Genomic DNA, 20,997 nt, shown 5'->3' with positions numbered 1-20,997 from the left:
CGGTCCTGGCCGGCAAGCGCGGGTGGCGGGCAGGGTTCGGCCGGGTCCGCTCAGGCCCACCGGCGGCACAGGACCAGTTTCGCCGCAAGCCCCTGTTCGGCTTGGAAGAACTCCAGCCGCCCGCCATGCTGCGCGGCGATGGTCGAGACGATGGCCAGCCCCAGCCCCATGCCCGAGGCCGCGCCGGCATTGCCGCCGCGCTGGAAGGCGCCGGTCAGCCGCGCCAGGTCTTCGCCGGTCAGCACCGATCCGCGATCGGTGACGGTGATCCACGCGTCATCCGCATCGCCATCCACCATCACCTCGGCCTCGCGGCCGTATTTCAGCGCATTGTCGATCAGGTTCGACAGCGCGCGGCGCAGCGAGGTGGGCTGGCCGCGCATCAGGATCGCGTGGGCCTCGACCGGCTGGCGCGCCTGCGCGCGCGAAAACAGCGTGCCCGCGCGGGCGGCCCGGATCGGCGCGGGGATCAGCCGCACCGGCATGCCCACGTCCTGATAATCGGCCACCACCGCCTCGGCCAGCGAGGTCAGCGAAAGCTGCCGGAACGGCTCGGCCCCGATCTCGGCGCGGGTATAGGTCAGCACGCCGTCGATCATCGTCGTCATCTCGTCGATGTCGCGCTCGAGCTTGCTGCGCAGGGCGTCATCCTCGATCAGCGCGCTGCGCAGCCGCAGGCGCGTGGCGGGGGTGCCCAGATCATGGCTGACCCCCGACAGGACCAGCGCGCGGTTTTCCAGCGCGGCGCGGTCCTGCGCGACATAGGCGTTCACCGCCTCGGCGGTCTGGCGCAACTCCTCGACGCCCCCCACCGGCAGGGCGGCATTGCGCGCCCGGTGATCGCGCAGCGCCGCGGCGAAGCTGGAAAAGGCGCCCGACACCTCGGCCACCCAGCCCAGCAGCAGAAGCAGCGCGCCCCCCAGCACCGACCCCGCCAGCAATCGCCGGTCCGGGGGCGCGGCGTCGCAGCCCCAGATCGCGGCGCCCTGGATATGCAGCCACGGGCCGGTGTCGGATTGCACGAACAGCCGGGGCGTGCTGCAAAACCGCGCCAGCGTGCGCGTGACCGAGGCCAGCCCCGCCGCCTGGCTGCCGCCGCCATAGCTGCGCACCTCGGCCACCGGATATTGGATGTCGGGCGATTGCACCCGGATCGACAGCCGCGCGCCGCGCGACAGGTCGGGGCGCCCGCCGCCGGTCAGGGTCAGCAGCGTCTCGTGCCAGCCGGCGGGCAGGGTGGGCGCGGCCCCCTGCTGCACCAGCGTCACGCCTTCGGGCAGGGCGCTGCCGTTTTCCAGCGAATCATGCAGCGCCAGCCCGGCGATATAGGCGCGGTCCAGATGCGTCTTCCATGCCGCCTGGCTGGCCATCCACAGCCAGACCCCACCGCCGCCGGCCGCCATCGCCAGCACCACCCAGAGACTGGCCAGCCAGCGCAGGCTGAGGCGGCTAGGCATCGTCGCGGCTGACCTCGGCCGCCAGCACATAGCCGGTGCCGCGTTCGGTGCGGATCAGCGCCGGGTCGGTCTTGTGGCGCAGCCGGCCCACCAGCATGTCGATGGCCCGGCCCCCGGCGGCCTCGTCATGCTCCAGCGCCGCGGCGATTTCCTCGCGCGTCAGCGGGATCAGCGGATTGGCCAGAAACACGCGCAGCAGCGCGGTCTCGCGCGAGGACAGCGAAACCTGCCACCCGCCCGGCGCCGTCACCTCGTCGCGGCGCGCGTCATAGCGCCAGCCCTGAAAGCGCAGGATCGCGTCGCGGCGGCGATGGCTCAGGCTGGGCGCGCGGCGGGCGCGGCGCAGCACGGCGCGGATGCGGGCCAGCAGCAGGTCCGGGTTGAAGGGCTTGGCGATGTAGTCGTCCGCGCCGACCTCGTAGCCCGCCATGCGCTGATGATCCGCCGACAACGCCGAGACCATGATGATCGGCACATCCTGCGCCGCGCGGATCTCGGCGCAGATCTGCACCCCGTCATCCTTGCCCAGCGACACGTCCAGCAGGATCAGGTCGACCCGGCCCGTCCGCAGCGCCTCCAATGCGCCGGCGCGGCTGTCGGCGCGGCTGACATGGAAGCCCTGCCGTTGCAGATAGGCGGCCAACATCGCCGCCATCTCGGCATCGTCCTCGACCAGAAGCAGGCGGTGCAGGCTCATGTCTTCCTCCCTGCCCTCGGCATATCACTTCGTAACAGTTTGTAACATAAAGGTGCGAAATCCGCCCGGCGCATGGCCGTGTTGCGTTGCGCGAATGGCAGCGGCTTTGGCATGATCCTTTCACGGCGCGGTCCCTGCAAGGTCCGCGCGATCAAGATCTGGGAGGATCCATGACCATGAAACCCCTTCTGGCGGCGTCGACCGCCGTGATGCTGGCCGGGCCGGTTCTGGCCGAGCCGCAGGCCGAAGTGCTGCACTGGTGGACCTCGGGCGGCGAAGCGCGTTCCGTCGCGGTGCTGCAAGAGCAGTTCGCGGCCGAGGGCGGCACCTGGACCGACATGCCCGTGGCGGGCGGGGGCGGCGACGCGGCGATGACCGCGCTGCGCGCCCGCGTGCTGTCGGGCAATGCGCCGACCGCCGTGCAGCTGAAAGGCCCCGCCATCCAGGAATGGTACGAGGAGACCGGGCTGGCCGATATCGGCGCGGTCGCCGAGGAAAACGGCTGGGAGGCCGTCCTGCCCGCGCGCATCGCCGAGCATATGCAATGCGAAGGCCACTGGTGCGCCGCGCCGGTGAACGTCCATCGCGTGAACTGGATCTGGGGCAACAAGCAGATCCTGGACGAACATGGCATCGCCATGCCGACCACGTGGGAGGAGTTCAACGCCGCTGCCGAGGCGCTGAAAGCGGCGGGCGTGACGCCCCTGGCCCATGGCGGGCAGAACTGGCAGGATGCGACGGTGTTCGAGACCGTCGTACTGGGCCTGGGCGGGCCGGAATTCTACCAGCAGGCGCTGGTCGACCTGGACCCCGAGGCGCTGACCTCGGACACCATGAAGCAGGTCTTCGACCAGATGCGGGTGATCCGCGGCTATGTGGACGACAATTTCTCGGGGCGCGACTGGAACCTTGCGACCGCGATGGTGATGAACGGCGAGGCCGCCTTCCAGATCATGGGCGACTGGGCCAAGGGCGAGTTCCTGGCCGCCGGCAAGCAGCCGGGCGTGGATTTCGTCTGCGCCGAAACGCCCGGCGGCGGCTTCCTGTACAATGTCGACAGCTTCGCCTTCTTCAATGTCGATGGCGATGACCGCCAGCAGGGGCAGGCGCTGCTGGCCCGGCTGATCATGGGCGAGGATTTCCAGAAGACCTTCAACCTCAACAAGGGCTCGATTCCCGCGCGTACCGACGTGCCGCTGGACGAGTTCGACGATTGCGCCCGGCAATCGGCCGAGGCGATGAAGGCGGGCGCCGAAGACGGCTCCTTGCTGCCCTCCTATGCGCATGGCATGGCGCTGCGCGGCGGGCCCGCCGGGGCGATCACCGACGTGGTGACGGCGCATTTCAACAGCGACATGACCTCGGACGAGGCCGTGGAGCAGCTGGCCAACGCCGTCGCGAGCGCGATGTAAGGCCGACGGCCCCGTCCCCGGCAGCAGGTCCGGGGACGGGGTTTCCTTTCTGGGGGAAATCGGGAAATGGAATGGCTTGAACGCAACGTGCCCAAGCTGGTCTTGGCGCCGTCCTTCGTAGCGATTCTGGTGTTCGTCTATGGCTTCATCGCCTGGACCGCCTGGATCAGCCTGACACGCTCGCGCCTGATGCCACGCTATGAATTCGAGGGGATCGGGCAATACGAGCGCCTGTTCGCCGCGCCGCGCTGGGACGTGGCGATGCACAACCTCTTCGTCTTTGGCGGCTTGTTCATCGTGATCTCGATGGTGATCGGGCTGATGCTGGCGATCTTTCTGGACCAGAGGATCCGCGCCGAGGGCGTGTTGCGCACCGTCTACCTCTACCCGATGGCGCTGTCGCTGATCGTGACGGGAACGGCGTGGAAATGGATCCTGAACCCCGGCCTGGGCATTCAGGCCACCGTGCGGGGCTGGGGGTTCGAGAATTTCACCTTCGACTGGCTGATCCGGCCCGAGATGGCGATCTATACCATCGTGCTGGCCGCCGTCTGGCAGGCCTCGGGCTTCGTGATGGCGCTGTTCCTGGCCGGGCTGCGCTCGGTCGATACCGAGATCATCCGCGCCGCGCAGGTCGACGGCATCCCGACGCACCGCATCTATTCCGCGATCATCATCCCGACCATGGCGCCGATCTTCCTGTCGGCCTTCATCGTGCTGGCGCATCTGGCGATCAAGGCCTTCGACCTGGTGATCGCGCTGACCAACGGCGGCCCCGGCTACGCGACCGACCTGCCCGCGACCTATATGTATGCGATGGCCTTCTCGCGCGGCGATCTGGGCCAGGCGGCGGCCAGCGCGATGGTCATGATGATGGTGATCTTCGCCATCGTCGTTCCCTATCTCTACAGCGAATTGAGGCCCCGCCGTGACCAGTAACACCATGCTGCGCTGGGGCCTTTACGCGGTCCTGGTCCTGTTCGCGCTGTTTTACCTGATGCCGCTGTTCGTGATGCTGACCACATCGCTGAAAAGCCTCGAGGAAATCCGCACCGGCAGCCTCTTGTCGCTGCCGCGCGAACTGACCTTCGCCCCCTGGGCCGAGGCCTGGTCCAGCGCCTGCGCGGGCACGCAATGCCAGGGTCTGCGGCCTTTCTTCTGGAACTCGGTGCTGATGGCGGTGCCCGCGGTGGCGATCTCGACCGTCGTCGGTGCGCTGAACGGCTATGTCTTCGCGCAATGGCGCTTCCGGGGCGCGAACCTGTTCTTCGCGGCGATCCTGTTCGGCTGCTTCATCCCGTTTCAGGTCGTGCTACTGCCGATGGCGCAGATGCTGGGGCTGATGGGCATCGCGGGGACGATTCCGGGGCTGATCTTCGTCCATGTGATCTATGGGATCGGCTTCACCACGCTGTTCTTCCGCAATTACTACGTCACCATCCCGCTGGAACTGGTGCGCGCGGCCAAGGTGGACGGGGCGGGTTTTTTTCGGATCTTCTTCGCGATCTTCCTGCCGCTGTCGCTGCCGATCATCACCGTCTCGGTCATCTGGCAGTTCACGCAGATCTGGAACGACTTCCTGTTCGGCGTCAGCTTCAGCGGGCCGGGCAGCCAGCCGGTCACGGTCGCGCTGAACAACATCGTCAACTCCACAACCGGCGTGAAAGCCTACAACGTGGACATGGCCGCCGCGATCATCGCCGCAGCGCCCACGTTGCTGGTCTATGTCATCGCCGGGAAATACTTCATCCGCGGCCTGACCGCCGGCAGCGTGAAAGGGTAAGCCATGCCGATCCTCGAAATCGACCATCTGCAGAAAGCCTATGGCGAAACGCATATCCTGCACGACATCAATATCAGCATGGAGCCGGGCGATTTCCTGGTCCTGGTCGGCCCCTCGGGCTGCGGCAAGTCGACCCTGCTGAACTGCATCGCCGGGCTGGAGCCGATCACCGGCGGCACCATCCGCATCGGCGGGCGCGACGTGACCGGCGTGTCGCCCAAGGACCGCGACATCGCCATGGTGTTCCAGTCCTACGCGCTTTACCCGACGATGAGCGTGGCCAGGAACATCACCTTCGGGATGCAGGTGCGCGGCGTGGACAAGGCGACGCAGGCCGCCAAGCTGGCCGAGGTCGCCCGGCAATTGCAGATCGAGCCGCTTTTGGCCCGCAAGCCCGGCCAGCTGTCCGGAGGGCAGCGCCAGCGGGTGGCGATGGGCCGGGCGCTGGTGCGCGACCCCAAGCTGTTCCTGTTCGATGAGCCGCTGTCGAATCTGGACGCCAAGCTGCGCGTCTCGATGCGGACCGAGATCAAGAAGCTGCACCAGGATCTGAACGCCAGCATCGTCTATGTCACCCATGACCAGATCGAGGCGATGACGCTGGCCACCAAGATCGTCGTGATGAAAGGCGGCGTGATCCAGCAGATCGGCACCCCGGCGGAAATCTACAACCGCCCGGCCAATATGTTCGTGGCCGATTTCATGGGCAGCCCGGCGATGAACCTGATCCCGGCGCAGGTGCGTTCCGAGGGTGGCCAGACCCGCATCGAGATCGCGCGCGAGGGCGCGGCGCCGCTGGTCATCACCGACCCGGTGGCCCGCGAGCTTCCGTCCCAGATCGTCCTGGGCGTCCGCCCCGAGGATATCCACGAGGCCACCGGCAGCGCCCATCTGCCGAGGCTGGCACAGGGCGCGGGCGGCGACGTGATGATCGAGATCGTCGAGCCTGCGGGCGCGGATACCTTTGCCGTCACCCATCTGGGCGGCAAGCCGGTCACGGCGCGGCTGCGCGCGGAAAGCGCGGTCCGGGCGCGGGCGCTGTTTCCGCTGGCCTTCGACCTTTCGAAAGTGTCCTATTTCTCGCCCGAGAGCGGAGAGCGGTTGAACTAGGCCAAGGACGATCGCGCTGCCCCGGCGCCTTTCTGCCGGCCGGGCCGAGGATGCGTCCCTGCCGACCGTTCTGATCTATGGTCACGGCGAGGTGGTGACCGGCGTGCCGGAAAAATGGCCCGCCGGCCTGCCGCCGTTCCGGATGACCGAGCGCGACGGGTGCTGGCATGGCCGCGGCACCGCCGACAGCAAGGGCCGGCACTCGGTGAATTTCACCGCGCGCAAGGTGGTCCTTGCCGTCAACGGCAAGCTGGGCTTCGACCTGAAAGGCCTGATGTTCCTTACCCCAAGATCGTTCATCCGCGCCGACAGGAAGATGCGCCCGGCGACCGCAAGCCGCGCCCCGCCCTGTCGGCGCGAGCCGGCCCTCAACGCTCCGCCGCCCCGTCGTAAAGCCCGGCGAAACGGTCGCGCAGCAGGTTCTTCTGCACCTTGCCCATGGTGTTGCGCGGCAGCTCGTCCACGAACAGCACGCGCTTGGGCTGCTTGAACTTCGCCAGCCGTCCCTCCAGCGGGGCCAGCACATCGGCCTCGGTCAGGGCGGGGCTGCCGGTCGGGACCACCACCGCCGTCACGCCCTCGCCGAAATCGCGATGCGGCAGGCCGATGACGGCGGATTCGACCACGCCGGGCAGCGCGTCGATCTCGGTCTCGATCTCCTTGGGATAGACGTTGTAGCCGCCGGTGATGATCAGATCCTTGCCGCGGCCGACGATGTGCAGATAGCCGCGCTCGTCGAATTTCCCCAGGTCGCCGGTGATGAAGAAGCCGTTGTCGCGCAGCTCGGCGGCGGTCTTTTCCGGCATGCGCCAATAGCCCTTGAACACGTTCGGGCCGCGCACCTCGATCATGCCGATCTCGCCCCGCGGCAGTTCGGCGCCGGTCTCGGGGTCGGTGACGACGATCTCGGTGCCGGGCAGCGGCAGGCCGACGGTGCCGGCGATGCGCTCGCCGTCATAGGGGTTCGAGGCGTTCATGTTCGTCTCGGTCATGCCGTAGCGTTCCAGGATCGCATGGCCGGTGCGGGCCTGCCATTCGCGATGCGTCTCGGCCAGCAGCGGCGCCGAACCCGAGACGAACAGCCGCATGGTCGCGGTGGTTTCGGCGTTCAGCATGTCGTCCTGAAGCAGGCGGACGTAGAAGGTCGGCACGCCCATCAGCACGGTGGCGCGGGCCATCGCCTCGAAGATCCGGTCGACGTCGAATTTCGGCAGGAAGATCATCGAGGCGCCCGAGAACAGCACCACGTTGGTGGCGACGAACAGGCCGTGGGTGTGAAAGATCGGCAGGGCGTGGATCAGCACGTCCTGCGCGGTAAAGCGCCAGGCCTCGCGCAGCACCTGGGCATTCGAGACCAGATTGCCATGGGTCAGCATCGCGCCCTTGGAGCGGCCGGTGGTGCCCGAGGTGTAAAGCAGCGCGGCCAGGTCGCCGCTGTCGCGGGCCACGGTGGCAAAGGTTTCGGGGGCGGCATCGGCGGCGTCGGTCAGGCTGCCCCGCCCCTCGGCATCCAGCGTGACCATGCGGGCGCCGGCGGCCTCGGTGGGCGCGCGCAGCGCCTCTTGCCGGGCGGGGTCGCAGACAAAGACCCGCGGCTCGGCATCGCCCAGGAAATAGCCGATCTCGGCGGGGGTATAGCCGGTGTTCAGCGGCAGGAACACCGCGCCTGCCCGCAGGGTGGCGAGATAGAGGATGATCGCCTGCACCGATTTCTCGACCTGCACCGCCACCCGGTCGCCGGGCTGGACGCCAAAGGCCGCCAGCGCATTGGCCATGCGGCCGCTGCGGGCGATCAGGTCGGCGTAGCGGATGCGCTCGCCGGCCTGCGTCTCGATGGCCACGGCCTCGGGGTCGGTGATGCCGGCGGCGAGAAGGTCGAACAGATTGTCACTCATGCGTTGTCCCCGTGATTCATGGGTTGGAGGCCGGCAGCGCGCGCTTGACGCTGTCCGATGCGGCGATGGCGCTGCGTTCGGCGAAGGCTTCGTGGTTCGCCTCGATCCGGTCGAGATCGTAGAGATAGTTCACCATCAGCCCATGCGACTGCTTCAGCCCGTTGGCCGAGACATCGCCCAAAAAGTTCAGCCGTTCCAGCCGGGCGCCGTTGCCCAGGTGGAAGCGCGCCACCGGATCGACGATGCGGCCCTTGCCGTCGCGGGCGCGCAGGAAATAGGCCGCGGCGGCGGCCAGAAGCGGCGGGCGCAGGCTTTCGGCCTTGGCCGGATCCTTGTGCCAGCCGGGATCGTCCAGCAGGGCGAAGGCCAGGCGCTGGTCGGCGTCGATCAGTTCCGACATCGCGTCCTTGCACTGCCCGGCCAGCCAGGCGGCAAAGCCCGGCACCGGCGACAGCGTGACGAAGCTGCGGATGTTGGGCAGTTCCGCCTTGAGTTCCTCGACCACCTGCTTGATCAGGAAATTGCCGAAGGACACCCCGGCCAGCCCGCGCTGGGTGTTCGAGATGGAATAGAACACCGCGGTGCTGGCGCGCTCCGCTTCGATCGGCTGGCGGTCGAGGTCGAGCAGCCCGGCGACATTGTCCGGGATCTCCTTGGTCAGCGCCACCTCGACGAAGATCAGCGGCTCATCCACCAGCTGCGGGTGAAAGAAGCCGTAGCAGCGCCTATCGGTCGGCTGCAGGCGGTTGCGCAGGTCGTCCCAGTTCTGGATGGCATGCACCGCCTCGTAGCGGATGATCTTTTCCAGGATGCTGGCGGGTGTGTTCCAGTCGATATGACGCAGCACGAGAAACCCCCTGTTGAACCAGGACGCGAAGAGATGCGCGAAATCGCCGTCCACCCGGCGCAGCGCGGGGTTGCCCTTCAGATGGCGCAGCAGCTCCTCGCGCATCCGCACCAGCGCCGCCGTGCCGCCGGGCGCCAGGTTCAGGCGGCGGAACAGCTCCTGCCGGCGCGGCTCGGCGGCGTCGTGCAGCGCCTCGATGGCCCGCCCGTCCTCGGGGTCGCGCTGCACCGCCTCCAGCGCCGCGCGGACCGCCGCCGGATCGGGACCGAAACGGTCGGCAAGGTTTTGCAGGAAGGCCAGCCGCGTCGCCTCATCGGCATCCTCGAAGGCGGCGAGCAGACCCTGGGCGATGGCCACCCCCGAGGCCTCGCCCTGCCGCGACAGCAGCGCCTCGCCCAGCTCGCACAGGTCGGGCGCCTCGGTGGCGGCGCCGGCGCCGCGCCGCCCCAAAAGGCGGCGGCCGCGCTCTGTCAACACCTCGACCAGCTCGCCCAGAAAGGCCGGGCGTCCGGGGCGCGGGGTCTCGACGGTCTTGATCATTTCGGGCCTCCGAAAAGCGGGTGGCCTGCCGGGATCATCCCGGCAGCACGACGAAGATCAGCCACAGCACGACCGGGGCGACCAGCGTCACCAGCGCGCCATAGCTCAGCAGTCTGCGGAAAAACACCTGGCGGTCCACCCCGCGCGCATTGGCCAGAACCAGGGCGCCGTTGGTCGAGAACGGGCTGACATCGACGATGGTCGAGGCGACGGCCATGCCGGCGATGAAGCCGATGGCGCCGACGCCGGTATCGCCCTGCAGGAAGGGCACCGCCAGCGGGATCAGCGAGCCCAGCACCGCCGTGGACGAGGCGAAGGCCGAGACCACGGCGCCGATCAGGAACAGCATCAGCGCCGCCAGCAAGGGCGAGGCCATGCCCGCCACGCTGTCGCCGACGAAATCGATGGTGCCCATGTGCTCCAGCACCGCGACATAGGTGGAAACCCCGGTGATCAGCATGATCTCGGGCCAGGCGACCTGGGCCATGGCGCGCCTCTGCATGGTCGGATCCCACAGCGCCAGGGCCAGGCCGATGGTCAGCGAGACGAAGCCGATGTCGAGATTGAAGGCCAGCACCAGCACCGCCAGCAACGCCAGCCCGGCCAGCGTCACGATCTGGTAGAGCGTGCCGTCGGGCTGGTCGCCCTCCTCGACCTCGGCGACGAGACGGTTCGATTCCCCGCCGCCCTCCTCGCCGATGCGGCGGCTCAGCGCCTCGGCCTCGCTGTCGCCGAAGATCTGCGGGCCGGTGGCAGGGCGGGCGATCTCGACATGCGGCACCGCGACCGGCTCGATCCGGTCCTGCCGCGCCTGCATCAGCTTGCGCCCGCCCAGCACCATGAACAGCAAAAGCGCCACCGCCGCGTTGACGAAGAAGCTGGCGGCAAAGGTGGTCATGGGCGACAGCGGCAGCCCGGCCTTGGCCACCACGCCATTGGTGATGCCGCCATAGATGCTGATCGGCGAAAAGCCCCCGGCCTGGGCGCCATGCACCACCATCAGGCCCATCAGCAGGGGCGAGATCTGGTAGCGGAAGGCAAAGCCCAGCGCGATGGGCGCCACGATGGCGACGGCGCCGGGGCTGACGGCGCCCACCGCGGTCAGGACGGCCGAGATGCCGAACATGATCCACGGGATCGCGCCGATGCGGCCCTTGACGGCGCGCACCGCCATGCGCACCAGCCAGTCGATGGTGCCATTGTTCTGCGCCAGCGCGAACAGCCAGGTGATGCCGACCAGCGTCAGGAACAGGCCGCTGGGAAAGCCGGCGATGATTTCCTTGGCGGCCTGCCCGGCCAGCAGGGTGCCGACCAGGAAGGCGCCGACATAGGCCAGCACGCCCATGTTGATTGGCCAGATGGTGGCGACGACGAACATCGCCGCCAGCGCGTAGATCGAAAACAGATGCGGGGTCATGCGCGGCTCCTCTCCATGCAAACCTCCTTGCGCCGGCGAACCGGCGGCCGATTCCCGCGCCCTCCTCCGGCGCGCGAATCCTCACTGGGCTGTTATACGTTTCCTGTTGCTTGTTGTATATATCAAATCCGAAGATGGATAAATGCCGGGAAACTGCTTATCTTTCGGGCAAGGAGCAGAAGGAGGCTTTCCATGGCGACGATCCCCAACACGCTGCGCATCCGCAACGCGCTGGAAAACGCCATCGTGGAAGGCAAGTATCCGCCCGGCGCCCGGCTGGATCCCGAGGCGCTGGAGCGGGAGTTCGAGGTTTCGCGCACCCCGATCCGCGAGGCGCTGCACCAGCTCGAGGCCTCGGGCCTGGTCCGGGTGGTGCCCAAGCGCGGCACTTTCGTCACCGAATGGAGCGCCAGCGAACTGGCCGAACGCTTCGAGGTCATGGCCGAGATCGAGGCGACCTGCGGCCGCCTGGCCGCCCGCCGCATCACCGAGACGGAACTGGCCGATTTCGAGGCCGTTCACGAGATCTGCCGCCGACTGGCCGAGGCCGGCGAGGTCGAGGCCTATTATGCCCGTAACTCGGATTTCCACCATTGCATCTATCGTGCGACCCATAATGCCTTTCTGGCGCAGGAGGCGGCGCGGCTGCATGCCATGCTGCAACCCTATCGCCGCATGCAGCTCAAGGTGCGCAACCGGATGATGCGGTCCTTCGCCGAACATGACGCGGTGGTGGCGCGCATCCGAGCCGGCGACGGCGAGGGCGCGGCCAAGGCGCTGCGCAACCATGTGATCGTGCAGGGCGACCGCTTCCACGACCTGATCGCGGCCTTGCGGCAAGGGCGGGGCTGAACGCGCGGGCACCGGTCATCGGAAAACCCCACCGGCGGATCGCCGCGACGCGACGGGATAATGGGTCATGGACCGCCCGGCGGGCTGGTTGCCCATATCGGGGCGAAGGCGACCGGGCGGCCGCGATCACCGGCCGGACAGTGGACCTTGCGGGCCCGTCCACCATGCGAACGGCCGACCGCTGCCAGCCGCCCTCCCTTTGCCAAGCCGGCCGCCGGGCGGCGTGCTTTCCCATGCGCCGCCCCTGGCGCTGCGATCTTCTCGAACAGGCGCTGGCAGATGCGGTGCGGCAACCCGCGATTGCAGCGATCATGGGGCGTGACCGGCAGTCCCCAGGCTGCCGGAACATCGCGCCGGCGGCGCCCGGTCCGGGGGATATGCGGAATGCCGGAAATCGCTGCCCGGTCATCGACTCGCGACATGCCCGCCGCGGCAAGAACCCGCAGACATGGAGCATTTGTCGCGAACCACCAGCAAGACATGCCGGCTCTCAGCCTAGCCGTCCTGGATCCGCAGCACGCGCGCCGGGCGCACCGACAGCGGCCGCAGCGCAAAGGCGATGCCGGCCAGCATGACAGCCGCCACCCCGCCCAGCACGATCGCCACCGCCGAGACCGGCTCGAACACGTAGCGCGCCTCCATCACGAAGGTGATCACCGCCCAGCCCGCGAGCCCTCCGGCAAGGATCGCCACAAGGCCCGCCGCAGCCCCCATCAGCGCCGAGCGCAGCGCGAAGGAGGCAAGGATGCGTCCCCGCGTCGCGCCCAGCGTGCGCAGGACCGCCGCCTCGAAGACCCGCGCCCGCTCGCCCGCCGCGGCGGCGCCGATCAGCACCATGAACCCGGTCACGAGCGTCGCCCCCGCCGCCCATGCCGCTGCCGAGGCAATGGCGCCGAGCGCGTCGGTCACGCGGTCCACCGCGTCGCGCACCCGGATCGCGGTCACATTCGGGAAGGCGCGCGCCAGGTCACGCAGGATGCGGCCCTCGGCCTCGGTCCCGGCATAGACCGTGGCGATATGGGTATGGGGCGCGCCGCTGAGCGCGTTCGGGCTCATCGACATGACGAAGCCGAGGCCGCCGGTCGAGAAATCGACCGCGCGGAAGCTGGTGATCCGGGCCTCGATGTCGCGGCCCAGGATGTTCACCGTGATCCGGTCGCCAAGCGCCAGCCCCAGCTCCGCGGCCTCCTCGGCCCCGAACGAGACCTGCGGCGGACCGTCGTAGCCCTGGGGCCACCAGGTGCCGGCTGTGACCGTGGTGCCCTCGGGCGGCGTTTCGGAATAGGTGACGCCGCGATCGCCACGCAGCACCCAGTGGTCGCCCGCGACCTCGGCGGCGGGCCGGCCGTTGATGCGGGTCAGGATGCCGCGCAGCATCGGCGCGCTTTCCACCCGCTCCACGCCGGGATCGGCGTCCAGCCGGGCGTTGAACGCCGCCATCTGGTCGTTCTGGATGTCGAGGAAGAAATAGGCCGGCGCGCGGGCGGGCAGGTCGCGGTCGATGGCGGCGCGCAGGTTGGCCTCAATCTGCCCCACGCTGGCCAGCACCGCAAGCCCCAGGCCCAGCGAGAGAATGACCGAGGTGGTTTCCTGCCCCGGCCCGCCGATGGCCGATAGCGCCAGCCGCAGCGCCGGCCGCCCGCGCAGGGCGGGCCGGCGCGCCAGGAACCGCGCCGCGCGGCGCACCAGCAGGGCCGACAGGACCAGCACGCCCAAGGCCGCCACGATGCCGAACGCCGCCCCCAGCGCCAGCCGCGGCACGCCGGAAAACAGCACCGCACCGCCGATCAGCACCGCGGCAAGCATGGCGGACACCGCCCACCATATTGGCCGGGGCCAGCCTTGCGCCGCACCCGCCGCCTCGCGGTAAAGCGCCGCCGCCCTAATGCGCGCGGTGCGCGCCAGCGGCCAGAGCGTGAAGAGCAGCGCGGTCGCGATGCCGTAGAACGCCGCCTCGGCCAGCGGCGCGGGCCAGGGCGCAAAGACCGCCGGCACCGGCAGCAGGCGCGCGATCATCGGCGCAAGCGCCAGCGGGACGGCCGCGCCAAGGACCAGCCCCGCGCCGACCCCCAGGGCGGTCAGCGCCGCGATCTGGAACAGATAGGTCAGGAACACCACCCTTTGGTCGGCGCCCAGGGTGCGCAGCGTGGCGATGGTGGCCGTCTTGCCCGCCAGATAGGCGCGGATCGCCGCCGAGACGCCGACCCCGCCGACCGCCAGGCCGGCCAGCCCCACGATCACCAGGAAGGCCCCGATCCGGTCCACGAAGCGTTCGATCCCCGGCGCGGCGCGGCGGCTGTCGCGCCAGCGCAGGCCGGTATCGGGAAAGGCGGCCATCGCCTCTTGCCGCAGGGCGGACAGATCGGTGCCCGGCGGCAAGAGCAGGCGGTATTGCGTGTCAAACAGCGTGCCCGGCCCGATCAGCCCCGAATCCGCCAGCACCGGGCTGGCGACCAGCGTGCGCGGGCCAAGGCCGAAACCGCCCGAGGCGCTGTCGGGCTCGGCCACCAGCACCGCTGCCAGGCGAAAGGATTGCAGGCCCAGCCGGAAGGTGTCGCCGATGCCAAGGCCCAGCCGGTCGACCAGTACCCGGTCCATCACCGCGCCGGGCAAGCCGTCCCTGCCGGCCAGCGCCTGATCGAGCGGCATCGGCGGGTCAAGCTCGACCGTGCCGACCAGCGGATAGGCACCGTCCACGGCCTTCACCTGGGTCAGGCCATGCTCGGCCGCGTCGCCCTCGCCGGCGACGGCCATCGAGCGGAAATCGATCACCTCGGAGATGCGCAGCGCCACGCGGTCCATGAAGGCGCGCTCGGCCTCGGAGGCATGGCGATAGGTGAACTGCATCTGCGCATCGCCGCCCAGCAGAACCCTGCCCTGCTCGGCCAGCCCCGCCTGGATCGAGGCGCGCACGATGCCCACCGCCGCGATGGCCGCGACGCCCAGGATCAGGCAGGCCAGGAAGATGCGAAAGCCGCGCAATCCGCCGCGCAGCTCGCGCCGGGCAAGGCGCAGGGCCGTGCGGGCGCTCATGGCCGGACCGCGCGGGCGGCGGCGGTTTGCGCGGGGCCTCGGCCGCGAGCCGGCATCCGCGCCGGGCGGCAAGGGGATGCGGCCGTCATTCCGCCGCCCTCTGCCCTGCCGCCTCGCCCTCGATCCGGCCGTCGGCCAGATGCACCACCCGGTCGCAGCGCGCCGCGAGTTCTGGCGCATGGGTGACAAGGATCAGCGTCGCGCCGTGCCGGTCGCGCAGCCCGAACAGCAGGTCCATGATCGCCCTGCCGTTCTTGCCGTCCAGGTTGCCGGTCGGCTCGTCGGCCAACAGGATCGCGGGCCGCGTCACCGCGGCGCGGGCCAGGGCCACGCGCTGCTGCTCGCCCCCCGACAACTGCGCGGGATAATGCCCGGCGCGCTTTTCCAGCCCCACGGCAGCCAGTTCGGCGGCCGCGCGTTCGAAAGCGTCCCGCGCGCCCATCAGTTCCAGCGGCACGGCGACGTTTTCCAGCGCCGTCATCGTCGGGATGAGGTGGAAGGACTGGAAGACCACGCCCATATTCCCCCTGCGGAACTGGGCAAGCGCATCTTCGCCCAGGGCCGTCAGATCGCAACCCAGCGCCCGGACGCTGCCCCCCGTGGCCCGTTCGAGCCCGCCCATGAGCATGAGGAGAGAGGACTTGCCCGAACCGGACGGACCCACCAGCCCCAATGTCTCGCCCCGCGCCACGTCCAGGGTGATGCCTCTCAGGATGTCCACCGGCCCGGCGTTTCCCATCAACGTGAGCCGCGCTTCGCGCAGCGAAACCACCGGCTCCGTCATCGCCCGTCCTTCACCTGACCGTCCTGCCTGGGGATATGGGGCCGGGCGGGATTTCCGCAACCGCATGATGGCGACGATGTCCGCGGTTTTCATCGGCCTGGCCATGCTGGCGCTGCCGGCGGCGGCAGGGCCGCTGCGGCTGGTGGCCCTGGGCGACAGCCTGACGCAGGGCTACGGCCTGCCGCCGGACCAGGGCTTCGTGCCGCAGCTGGAGGCCTGGCTGCGGGCCGAGGGGCGCGAGGTGACGGTGCTGAACGCCGGGGTCTCGGGCGACACCACCGCGGGCGGGCGGGCGCGGGTCGGCTGGGCGCTGGCCGACGGGGCGGATGCGATGATCCTGGCCCTGGGCGGCAACGACCTTTTGCGCGGCATCCTGCCCGAGGTCAGCCGCGCCAATCTGGACGCCATCCTGGCCGAGGCGGCCGCGCAGGAGGTGCCGGTGCTGCTGGTGGGCATGGAGGCGCCGGGCAATTACGGCCCCGAATACCGCAGGGCCTTCGATGCCATCTACCCGGAGCTTGCACGGGCGCATGATGTGCCGCTGGCGGGCAGCTTCCTTGCGCCGCTGCTGGAAGGCACGGGCGATCCCGCGGGTCTGGGCGCCTATCTGCAACCCGACGGCCTGCATCCGAATGCCGAGGGCGTGGCGCGGATCGTCGAGGGCCTCGGCCCCGAGGTGCTGCGGTTCCTGGATGGTATCGAAGGGAAGGAATGACATCGGCGCAAGGGGCGCAGGGCAGGATCCGCACCGGCTTACCCGCCCGCGGAGGTTCCGGCATTGCCCCGGCGCCCTGCCCATGCGGACCACCAGCGCCGCGCCCAGATCCGCCTCCGAGATCCGGCGATCGCGCAAGGGGCGGCCCGTGGCCGGTCCTCGCCATGCATCCAGGTATCGGGAAAGGCGCCGATCCCGCCCTTTTGCAGCCGATTCATGCGCTCGGCGTTCGGGGCCGCCCCTTGCGGTCGCGTCCAGCCTGACCACACCGCGGCCGCAGCCCGGCATCGGTCCTCGCCGGAGGCGCAAGGGGCGCGGCAGGGCGGCCAGCCCTGCTGCCGCAGGCCGATCCCGGTCGCCCGGTTGCGGTCTGCATGCCTCTGGCGGAGGCGGGAAAACCCGCGGCCTCCTTCAGCCATCCGATCACCCGCAGCCGCGCCGGTCGGGGCCATCCGCAGCCGCCAGCAAATCGGCCAGCGCCCCGCTCAGCCCAAACGCGCGCCCTATCCTCGGGTTCCGGCATCCGGCGCGGCGCGGCCATGGCGCTCAGCCCATCCGGTAGCCGGGGGTGGATTCGGAAAGCGCGCGTTCCTCCTCGTCCATGTCCTCGGGGATATCCTGGAACAGCGGGGTGGAGAGATAGCGCTCGCCGGTATCGGGCAGCATGGCAAGGATCACCGTACCGGGCGCGGCCTTTTCGGCGATGCCCATGGCGGCGGCAAAGGTCGCGCCGCCCGAGATGCCGGTCAGGATCCCCTCGCGCGCGGCCAGCTTCTTGGCCCAGGCGATACCCTCCGCGCCGGGCACCGTGACCAGCTCGTCATAGCCGCCCTTGTCCAGCGCCTCCTGCAACACGAAGGGGATGAAATCCGGGGTCCAACCCTGGATCGGATGCGGCTCGAAGGCCGGATGGCTGACCGCCGGCGCGTCCGCCGCACCCCGCTCCTGCGCGATGCCGCTGGAGACCAGGGCGGCATTGGCCGGCTCGGCCAGCACGATCCTGGTCTCGGGCCGCTCCTTGCGCAGGACGCGGGCAAGGCCGGTCACGGTGCCGCCCGTGCCATAGCCCGTCACCACGCAGTCGAGCCTGCGCCCGGCGAAATCGCCCAGGATCTCGCGCGCCGTGGTCGCCTCGTGGATGTCGGCATTGGCCGCGGTCTCGAACTGGCGGGCCAGGAACCAGCCGTGTTCCCGCGCCAGTTCCACGGCCTTGTTGTACATTCCCGTGCCCTTATCGGCGCGGGGCGTCAGCACCACCTTGGCCCCCAGCAGCCGCATCAGCCGCCGCCGCTCGACCGAAAAGCTGTCGGCCATGGTGACGACCAGCGGATAGCCCTTTTGCGCGCAGACCATGGCCAGCCCGATGCCGGTGTTGCCGCTGGTCGCCTCGACCACCGTCTGCCCCGGCTGCAAGGCGCCCGAGCGTTCCGCCGCCTCGATGATGTTCAGCGCCAGCCGATCCTTGACCGAGGCGGCGGGGTTGAAGAACTCCGCCTTGACGTAGAGATCCACCCCTTGGGGCGCCAGGTTGTTGACGCGGATCACCGGCGTGTCGCCCACCGTGTCCAGGATGCTGTCATAGAGCCGCCCGCGACCGGCGGTCGTCCTTGTGCCTTGCGTCGTCATGGTCCAATTCCCTTGGTTGCAGATGAAGCGGTGATGGTCCGCCGGCGATCGCGATGCCTGGTCGAACCATGAAGAACTCGTGCAGGATCCCCGCGGTGGGCTGGCGCATGATCGGCATCTTCGGCGACTTCAAGCCGGATGACCAGAAATTCGAGCGGCGGCGGGGCAGCAGGGCCGAGTTGGCGCATGCCGCGGCCGCGGATCAGCCGCCCTTGCCCGTCTCGTCCAGGATCAGGGCATCGGGCCGCAGGATGCGCAGGTATTTCCGCCCCGATTCGATGATGCCCGCGCGGCTGAGCTTGGCCAGCACGCGGCTGACCGCCTCGCGGTTGGCGCCGATCATGTTCGCCATCTCGGCATGGGTCGGCGGATCGGGCATGCGGCACCCCGGCTCAAGCCCGCCATGCTCCAGCGAGACGCGGAGCAGATAGGCGCGCAGCCGTTCCTCGACATCCAGCGAGGTCAGCTCGTGTACCCGTTCGGTCAGGTCGTGGATCCGCCGGACCAGCCCCCGCAGCACCGCCTGCCGGACGAGCGGCTGCGTATCCACCAGCCCGATCAGCAGCGGGCCGGGCATCTCCAGCAGGACGCAGGCCGTGCGCGCGTAAAGCGACAGCGAACGCGGCGTCCCCGACAGCACCGACAGCTCGCCGAAGGCGCTGCCGGAGGCGATCTCGCTATAGACGATCTCGCGCCCGCTCGGCGTCCATTGCACGGCCAGGACGCTTCCCGACAGGACAAAAAGCACGGAGCTGCCGGGATCGCCCCGTTCAAGGATCAGCTGGCCGCGGGCGACATGGCGGCGGCGCGAGCCGGCCTCGATTCCGGCCAGAACCTCGCCCGGCAGCCCGGCGAACCACGGCAACTCGGCCAAATCCAGAATCTTCTTCATCCTTTCCCCATACCATTCAATCGTTTACCTGCGCGGGGCCGGCTTTGTGCGCCCGCGCACAGAACCGCGGCGACGGCTGTGGCAGGATCCGGGTCAACTCCAGCAACCAAAGGGCGTGTTTCATGTCGAACAGACATTCCGCACCATGTATTGCCAAGGAACCGCTGGCCGCGGCCGCCGGCCTGCTGCGTCAACTGACCATGGCTGCCCTGCATGTGCAGGTGCGCGCCCGTTTTCAGGGCGATCCGCCGCAGATCGTCGCCAACCGGGCCGGGATCATGGCCCATGCGGCTGTCGATGGTCAGGCCAGCCTGCGCGCGATGTCGCATTATTGCCTCGAACAGTTGCTGCCGCGCGTCCAGTCGATGATGATTCAGGTCGAGGAGGCCGCCGAACGGGCCGCCGCGCTGGCCGAAACGTCGGCGGCCGATCTCGTGCCGCAGTTGAACGGCATCGCCGCCAATCTGGAGCAGGCGCGCGGGTCATTGCGCGGCCGCGCCCGTTCGCCGCACAACAGCGCCGGGATGATCCGGCTGAGCGAGCAGCGGCTCTGGGGCGCGCTGGCGGTCGAGCTGCAGCGGCTCGAAGGCGCCGATGGCCCGATGATCTGCGCCTGCGCCCGGATCGAGCCCGCCGCGTTCGAGCTTGCCGCGGCGATCGAGGCGTTCCTGGAACGGGGCGACGGCATCGCGCTGGCGCAACGCCACGACCTGGCGCAAATCCTGGTCCGGCTGGAAAACCAGGCGGCGGCGACCCTGCTGTCGCGTGACGAGATCGCCCGGCAGCTTGGCCCGATGGCCGGCCGCCTGCCGCAGCTGGTCGGGCTGCTGGCCGGGCTGTCCCAGGAATACCGGCCGCTGCGCGAGGCCGCGCCACAGATCGCCATGGCCCTGTCCATTGCGACCCAGACCGCCACCCAGTCCCGCGTGACCCAGCGGCTGGAACAGGCGATGCAGGATCTGTGCCGGCTGCTGGGCGGGCTTGTCACCGACTACCGGGCCCTGGCCCGATCCGCGCAGCGCCCGCGGGGCATCGCGGCCGCGCGGCAACTGATCGCCGCCGAGGCGCCGCTGTGGCACGCGGCGGCAAAGGTGCTTGCCGACCCGCCGGCCCTGGTTCCCGATACCCCGGCCGCTTGTTCCGTGGCCCGGATCGAGGGCCGTGCCGGCCTGCACGGCCAGGCAATGGTCAGGGCCTGACGGGTCCGGCCCAGCTTCCGTGGAAATTTCAGAGCATTTAACCATTTTCTCGTTCTAACGTATCTCTGAAAGAAGGGTCAGGATCATGCCGATCCTGACCCGCATTCCTTCGGATTGTCCAGCCGCCGCGGAACCGCGCGGGGGCGATGGGCGGGGGCCAGCCGGGGGCGGGGCTAATCCTTGCCGTCGCTGCCTGCGCTCATGCCCCGCACGCTCATCCCGTGCACGCTCATGCCGCGTTCCGGGCCACCGCGCGGATCCAGCAGCAACTGCTCGAACATGCCCGAGCGCACGTCCAGGCGGATCGAGTAATCGGCCTTGTCATAGGACCAGACCATCAGGTCGTCGGGCTGGGGAAGGCCGCGCGCCCCCTCACCCGTCCCCTCGCCCATCGCCTCGGCCGGGGCGGCCTGCGGCGAGCGCAGCTGCGACATGACCTTCCCTGCATCCAGCCCCGGTCCGTGCACCAGAAACAGCGCCGGGCGCGGCATGACGTGATACAGCCCCTCGAAGGCAAAGCCGTAGATGCGGGCAAAATTCGCATCTTCGGCCTGCAACTGCCGCTCGAGCAGGCCGGGCGTGCCGCCGCGGGCGCGTGGGAACGGCCCATGCCGGGGATCGTCGTGCTTGCCATGCGCCGAGGGCGGGCGGATCTGCAAATCCTCGACCACGCGACCGAAAAGCAGCAGGTTCGAGGGGCTCAGCAAGGTCTCGGGCATCGCAACCTCCGCCGGGAAA

At 69.4% G+C, this 20,997-nt stretch carries 17 protein-coding genes and 1 pseudogene; 8 read left to right on the top strand and 10 right to left on the bottom strand.

Translation table 11 applies throughout. From position 1 onward, the window contains the following. Positions 1–50: 50 nt before the first annotated feature. Together ACNKFW_RS01355 and ACNKFW_RS01350 are read right to left on the bottom strand one after the other, a co-directional pair. On the bottom strand, positions 51–1,457 hold the full coding sequence (locus ACNKFW_RS01355; RefSeq protein ID WP_418024519.1) for a sensor histidine kinase: 1,407 nt from the start codon (positions 1,455–1,457) through the stop codon (positions 51–53). Then, positions 1,450–2,154 (bottom strand): response regulator transcription factor, encoded by a 705-nt coding sequence (locus ACNKFW_RS01350; protein ID WP_024844196.1) that lies wholly within the window; start codon positions 2,152–2,154, stop codon positions 1,450–1,452. The genes ACNKFW_RS01355 and ACNKFW_RS01350 overlap by 8 nt, the downstream gene beginning before the upstream one ends. A 170-nt stretch (positions 2,155–2,324) precedes the next feature. On the opposite strand from ACNKFW_RS01350, the gene ACNKFW_RS01345 reads away from it, so the two are divergent. The 5 genes and pseudogenes from ACNKFW_RS01345 to ACNKFW_RS01325 form a co-directional block, all read left to right on the top strand. Then, the gene (locus ACNKFW_RS01345; protein ID WP_024844197.1) at positions 2,325–3,566 is read left to right on the top strand and encodes an ABC transporter substrate-binding protein; all 1,242 of its coding nucleotides are present in this window, start codon (positions 2,325–2,327) and stop codon (positions 3,564–3,566) included. Positions 3,567–3,632: 66 nt separating this feature from the next. Next, the gene (locus tag ACNKFW_RS01340) at positions 3,633–4,505 is read left to right on the top strand and encodes a carbohydrate ABC transporter permease (RefSeq protein ID WP_024844198.1); all 873 of its coding nucleotides are present in this window, start codon (positions 3,633–3,635) and stop codon (positions 4,503–4,505) included. 4 nt (positions 4,506–4,509) lie between these two features. Continuing rightward, positions 4,510–5,349, top strand: coding sequence for a carbohydrate ABC transporter permease (locus ACNKFW_RS01335; RefSeq protein WP_024844199.1), 840 nt, complete (start codon positions 4,510–4,512; stop codon positions 5,347–5,349). A 3-nt stretch (positions 5,350–5,352) separates the two neighbouring features. Further along, complete coding sequence (locus ACNKFW_RS01330) at positions 5,353–6,459, top strand: ABC transporter ATP-binding protein (protein WP_418024516.1); 1,107 nt, start codon at positions 5,353–5,355, stop codon at positions 6,457–6,459. A 91-nt stretch (positions 6,460–6,550) separates the two neighbouring features. Next, positions 6,551–6,601, top strand: a pseudogene (locus tag ACNKFW_RS01325) (hypothetical protein); the annotation flags it as partial. Between the two features lie 226 nt (positions 6,602–6,827). Here the strand turns inward: ACNKFW_RS01325 and ACNKFW_RS01320 are convergent. Genes ACNKFW_RS01320 through ACNKFW_RS01310 form a run of 3 tightly spaced genes read right to left on the bottom strand, consistent with a single transcriptional unit; the run spans position 6,828 to position 11,158 of the window. Then, positions 6,828–8,354, bottom strand: a complete 1,527-nt coding sequence (locus ACNKFW_RS01320) for a malonate--CoA ligase (protein ID WP_024844201.1) — start codon at positions 8,352–8,354, stop codon at positions 6,828–6,830. A 16-nt stretch (positions 8,355–8,370) separates the two neighbouring features. Continuing rightward, the gene (locus ACNKFW_RS01315; protein ID WP_418024514.1) at positions 8,371–9,741 is read right to left on the bottom strand and encodes a malonyl-CoA decarboxylase; all 1,371 of its coding nucleotides are present in this window, start codon (positions 9,739–9,741) and stop codon (positions 8,371–8,373) included. Positions 9,742–9,775: 34 nt separating this feature from the next. Further along, the gene (locus ACNKFW_RS01310; RefSeq protein WP_418024512.1) at positions 9,776–11,158 is read right to left on the bottom strand and encodes an SLC13 family permease; all 1,383 of its coding nucleotides are present in this window, start codon (positions 11,156–11,158) and stop codon (positions 9,776–9,778) included. A gap of 192 nt (positions 11,159–11,350) precedes the next feature. On the opposite strand from ACNKFW_RS01310, the gene ACNKFW_RS01305 reads away from it, so the two are divergent. Then, on the top strand, positions 11,351–12,010 hold the full coding sequence (locus ACNKFW_RS01305; RefSeq protein WP_418024510.1) for a GntR family transcriptional regulator: 660 nt from the start codon (positions 11,351–11,353) through the stop codon (positions 12,008–12,010). A 495-nt stretch (positions 12,011–12,505) separates the two neighbouring features. On the opposite strand, the gene ACNKFW_RS01300 is transcribed toward ACNKFW_RS01305, so the two are convergent. Both ACNKFW_RS01300 and ACNKFW_RS01295 read right to left on the bottom strand, forming a co-directional pair. After that, positions 12,506–15,043 (bottom strand): ABC transporter permease, encoded by a 2,538-nt coding sequence (locus tag ACNKFW_RS01300; RefSeq protein ID WP_418024508.1) that lies wholly within the window; start codon positions 15,041–15,043, stop codon positions 12,506–12,508. A gap of 85 nt (positions 15,044–15,128) precedes the next feature. Further along, entirely contained in the window at positions 15,129–15,827 is a 699-nt protein-coding gene (locus ACNKFW_RS01295; RefSeq protein WP_418024506.1) for an ABC transporter ATP-binding protein, read from the bottom strand. Between the two features lie 76 nt (positions 15,828–15,903). Here ACNKFW_RS01295 and ACNKFW_RS01290 point away from each other — a divergent pair, with 76 nt between their 5' ends. Next, complete coding sequence (locus ACNKFW_RS01290; RefSeq protein WP_231486689.1) at positions 15,904–16,542, top strand: arylesterase; 639 nt, start codon at positions 15,904–15,906, stop codon at positions 16,540–16,542. A gap of 546 nt (positions 16,543–17,088) precedes the next feature. Here the strand turns inward: ACNKFW_RS01290 and ACNKFW_RS01285 are convergent. Beyond that, positions 17,089–18,168, bottom strand: coding sequence for a PLP-dependent cysteine synthase family protein (locus tag ACNKFW_RS01285; RefSeq protein ID WP_024844208.1), 1,080 nt, complete (start codon positions 18,166–18,168; stop codon positions 17,089–17,091). Positions 18,169–18,370: 202 nt separating this feature from the next. Then, positions 18,371–19,060 carry a Crp/Fnr family transcriptional regulator gene (locus ACNKFW_RS01280; RefSeq protein WP_418024504.1) on the bottom strand — a complete coding sequence of 230 codons (690 nt, stop codon included), beginning with the start codon at positions 19,058–19,060 and terminating at the stop codon, positions 18,371–18,373. Between the two features lie 122 nt (positions 19,061–19,182). Here ACNKFW_RS01280 and ACNKFW_RS01275 point away from each other — a divergent pair, with 122 nt between their 5' ends. Then, entirely contained in the window at positions 19,183–20,259 is a 1,077-nt protein-coding gene (locus ACNKFW_RS01275; protein WP_024844210.1) for a hypothetical protein, read from the top strand. Between the two features lie 173 nt (positions 20,260–20,432). On the opposite strand, the gene ACNKFW_RS01270 is transcribed toward ACNKFW_RS01275, so the two are convergent. Beyond that, positions 20,433–20,978 (bottom strand): hypothetical protein, encoded by a 546-nt coding sequence (locus tag ACNKFW_RS01270; RefSeq protein ID WP_024844211.1) that lies wholly within the window; start codon positions 20,976–20,978, stop codon positions 20,433–20,435. Positions 20,979–20,997 lie beyond the last annotated feature (19 nt).

The sequence above is a fragment of the Paracoccus sp. TD-10 genome, assembly GCF_048270675.1.
GTDB classification, from domain to species: domain Bacteria; phylum Pseudomonadota; class Alphaproteobacteria; order Rhodobacterales; family Rhodobacteraceae; genus Paracoccus; species Paracoccus pantotrophus.
Note: the sequence above shows the minus strand (reverse complement) of the source record. Positions and strands in the feature narration are given on the sequence as shown.